Origin of the sequence: Brevundimonas sp., from assembly GCF_046295075.1 — a bacterium.
GTDB lineage: Bacteria > Pseudomonadota > Alphaproteobacteria > Caulobacterales > Caulobacteraceae > Brevundimonas.
Window position 1 is genome coordinate 1 of sequence record NZ_JBKBOC010000035.1, and the last position, 3,725, is coordinate 3,725.

Sequence of the window (3,725 nt, forward strand, 5' to 3'; positions counted from 1 at the left end):
TGCCGGTCGAGACCCAGCCCGACGCCCAGATGATGATCACCGCCGACTTCAAGGTCGAGGCGCACGGCCTGTTCTGTCCCGGCGTCCTGGGCATGGCCCGCGCCGGCGCGCCCGATACGGCCAACAGCCAGTTCTTCCTGATGATGGGCGAGCGGGATCAGTTGAACGGCGCCTATACCGCCTTCGGCCGCGTGGTCTCGGGCCTGGACGTGGTCAAGAAACTGAACAAGGGCGCGGACGCCGAGGACGGCAAGGTGGCCAACCCCGACATCATGACCCGCGTCCGCATGGCCTCAGCCCTGCCGGAGGGTGAACGTCCGACGGTTCGGGTGATGGACGCCCGCAGCCCCGCCTTCGCCGAAAGCATCGCCGCCACCCGCACCGCGCGCGGCGGCAGCTTCAGCATTTGCGACGTCCAGCCGGTGGCCGAGGTCGTCGGCGGCTGATCGTTAGAATACAGGGGGAGGGCCGGGGCATGATCATTCGAAACGCGCTGATGGCGGCGGGCCTTGCGGCTCTTCTGACCGGTCCCGCCCTGGCGCAGGAGGCGGCCGTTCCGCCGCCTCCGCCCGCGCCGACCGAATGGCGCGCCGTGGCTCCCGACAATCTGCTGGTCATCGACACGACCAAGGGCCGGATTCTGGTCGAACTGACGCCCGAGATCGCCCCCGCCCATGTCGAGCGGATCAAGCTTCTGGCCTCGCGCGGCTTCTACGATAACCTGGCCTGGCACCGGGTCATCGACTGGTTCATGGCCCAGACCGGCGATCCCCTGGGCACCGGCGACGGCCAGAGCTGGTATCCGGACCTGAAGGGCGAGTTCACCTTCCGTCGTGGGCCCGACATGGCCTTCACGCCCGTGGCTGCGCCGGCCGGAGCCCTGGTCGGCTTCTACCATTCCGTGCCGGTTCAGACCCAGCCCGACGCCCTGATGACGGGCACCGCCGACCGCAAGGTTCATGGCTGGGGTCTCTATTGTCCCGGCGTGGCCGGCATGGCGCGCGACGAGGGCAATGACACCGCCAACAGCCAGTTCTTCCTGATGCGCCAGGCCTATCCGGCCCTGGACAAGCGCTACACCGTCTGGGGTCGCGTCGTCGTCGGGCTTGACGTCGTGCGCGCCTTGAAGGCCAGCCCCAATCCGGACGGCGTCGTCACCGATCCCGACCGGATGACCCGCGTCCGGCTGGCGTCCGACCTGCCGTCGGCCGAGCGCCCGGCGGTGCAGATGCTGAACACCACTTCGCCGACCTTCCGCGCCCTGGTCGATCAGGCGCGTCAGGCGAAGGGGGCGGACTTCTCAGTCTGCGACATCGACGTCCCGGTGCGGCTGGCGACGGCGGGCTGACGCTCAGGTCGCCGCAGGTCCCCGGCCGCGTCCTCGCCGACGCCTGCGCCGTTTGGGCGGTTTCTTGTCCTCGCGCATCTGCTGCAGCAACAGGCCTTCACGCAGGCCCCGGTCGGCGACCCGCACCCGTTCCGATGGCCAGGCCCGTTGAATCGCCTCCAATATAGCCGCGCCGGCCAGCACCAGATCCGCGCGGTCCGGCCCGATACAGGCTTCCTTGGCCCGTCCGTCCGGCCCCAGGGCCTTCAGCCGTTCCGCCGCCGCCTCGCAATCGCCGCGTGTCATCCACAGCCCATCGACCCGGTCGCGATTGTAGCGCGGCAGGTTCAGGTGAATGCCCGCCAGGCTGGTGATGGCGCCCGAGGTGCCGACCAGATGGGCGCGGTCCGCCAGGAACAGCTCCATCATGGCTGCATCCTCGATCCCGCCCGCCGCGATGGCCGCGCCCATGTCGCCCACCATGGCCTCGTACCAGTCTTCGCCCGCGCCCTCTGGCTCGGGGTGCCGCTCGGCCAGGGTGACGACGCCCAGGGGGGCGGACATCCAGGCGGTGGTCTTCCAGTCGGCGTCTTCCCGTTTCAACCAGGACAGTTCGGTCGAGCCGCCGCCGACATCGATGATCAGCACAGCCTCGGCCTTGGGATCGATCAGGTTCAGACAGCCCTCGACTGCCAACCGCGCCTCTTCGGCCGGATCGATGATCCGCAGCCGCAAGCCGGTGCCCTTGCGCACGCGATCAATGAACTCGGCGCCGTTCTCGGCGGCGCGGCAGGCCTGGGTGGCGACCGCGCTCAGCCGAACCGACTCCACGCCCTTCCTGACGATCCGGTCGGCGCACAGGGCCAGGGCGTCATAGGCCCGGTCCATCGCCCGCGGGTCCAGCCGGCCCGTCCGGGACAGGCCTTCGCCCAGCCGCACGATCCGGCTGAAACTGTCGACCACCCGAAAGCCGTCGCGAGACGGCCGCGCGATCAGCAGCCGGCAATTATTGGTCCCCAGATCGAGCGCGCCATACAGGGGCGCATCCCGACCCGACGCATCCCGCTCGCGGGAAGGCTGGGACCGCTCGTCGCGCCGTCGGGGCGCGCCGTGGGTCTCCGGCATGGGCCGTCATTCCGATGTGGGCGGTCCAAAGCGGCGCCCGTCCCCATCAACCTAGCCCGCGAAGATCGTCCGCGCCAAGCCATTCTGTCAGGAAGATGAACGGACCTGTGGGCGTCCCGGTCATCCGTACAAGCGTAACAAGACCTCATGACCCAGGTTCACACCGCCCGTTTCGCCATCGGCCAGATCGTTCGTCACCGTGACAACGCCTTTCGCGGCGTGGTTATGGACGTCGATCACGGCTACGCCGGTCCCGCCGTCGAAACCGGCGCGGTGGCGGCGGACCAGCCCTTCTATCGTGTCTTCGCCCTGGGCGAGGACGGCGGCTTCGTCGCCTATGCGGCCGAGGGGGTGCTGGAAGACGGCCAGTCGGTCCTGCTGCCCGACGACGCCCGGCGTTGGTTCACCACCGACGCTGACGGCCACCATGCCCCCTTGGACGAAGGCATCCACTGACGAAGCCTTGGATCGGCGGAGCCGGGGGCGCTAGGATGCGGGCAAAAGAGGAGCGTCCCATGTCCGACTTCGAACACGTCTTCGAACAACCGCCCGAGGGCGCGGCCGCCGACTGGACCATTCCCCAGAACTGGGCCGCCTACACCGAGGTCGAACACCAGACCTGGGATACGCTCTACGCCCGCCAGATGAAGATCCTGCCGGGCCGGGCCTGTGACGCCTTCCTGCGCGGACTGGATGCGCTGGACCTGAACGCCGGCGGCATTCCCGACTTCGAGGTGATCAATCCCAAGCTTCAGGCCCTGACCGGCTGGACCGTGGTCTGCGTGCCGGGCCTGGTGCCGGACGAGGTCTTCTTCGACCATCTGGCCAACCGCCGTTTCGTCTCGGGCCAGTTCATCCGCAAGCCGGACCAACTGGATTATCTCCAGGAACCCGACATCTTCCACGACGTCTTCGGCCATGTGCCGATGCTGACCGACCCCGATTTCGCCGCCTATATGGAGGCCTATGGCAAGGGCGGTCAGCGCGCCGCCGGTTTGGGCATGCTGCCGAACCTGGCGCGGCTGTACTGGTACACGGTCGAGTTCGGTCTGATGCAGGAGGCCGGCGCCTTACGCATCTATGGCGCCGGGATTGTCTCGTCGGCGACCGAGAGCGTCTTCGCCTTGGAGGACCCGTCGCCGAACCGGCTGGGCTTTGATCTGGAACGGGTGATGCGGACCCTCTACCGGATCGACGACTTCCAGCAGGTCTATTTCGTCATCGACAGCCTGGAAGCCCTGAAGGACGAAACCCTGAAGGACTTCGGTCCGGT

General features: G+C 68.1%; 5 protein-coding genes. 4 read left to right on the forward strand and 1 reads right to left on the reverse strand.

Going from position 1 to position 3,725, the window contains the following annotated elements; genetic code table 11:
* The coding region (locus ACK4MH_RS15515; protein WP_409719986.1) for a peptidylprolyl isomerase at window positions 1-446 on the forward strand (446 nt) is incomplete at its 5' end.
* A gap of 29 nt (window positions 447-475) precedes the next feature.
* Entirely contained in the window at window positions 476-1,348 is an 873-nt protein-coding gene (locus ACK4MH_RS15520) for a peptidylprolyl isomerase (RefSeq protein ID WP_409719988.1), read from the forward strand.
* A 3-nt stretch (window positions 1,349-1,351) separates the two neighbouring features.
* Here ACK4MH_RS15520 and ACK4MH_RS15525 read toward each other — a convergent pair whose 3' ends face one another.
* The gene (locus tag ACK4MH_RS15525) at window positions 1,352-2,452 is read right to left on the reverse strand and encodes a Ppx/GppA phosphatase family protein (RefSeq protein ID WP_304935944.1); all 1,101 of its coding nucleotides are present in this window, start codon (window positions 2,450-2,452) and stop codon (window positions 1,352-1,354) included.
* A 147-nt stretch (window positions 2,453-2,599) separates the two neighbouring features.
* Here ACK4MH_RS15525 and hspQ point away from each other — a divergent pair, with 147 nt between their 5' ends.
* Window positions 2,600-2,908 carry a heat shock protein HspQ gene (hspQ, locus tag ACK4MH_RS15530; RefSeq protein ID WP_287928567.1) on the forward strand — a complete coding sequence of 103 codons (309 nt, stop codon included), beginning with the start codon at window positions 2,600-2,602 and terminating at the stop codon, window positions 2,906-2,908.
* A gap of 59 nt (window positions 2,909-2,967) precedes the next feature.
* Window positions 2,968-3,725 (forward strand): phenylalanine 4-monooxygenase (gene phhA / locus ACK4MH_RS15535; RefSeq protein ID WP_409719991.1); only part of this gene is annotated, 758 nt, incomplete at its 3' end.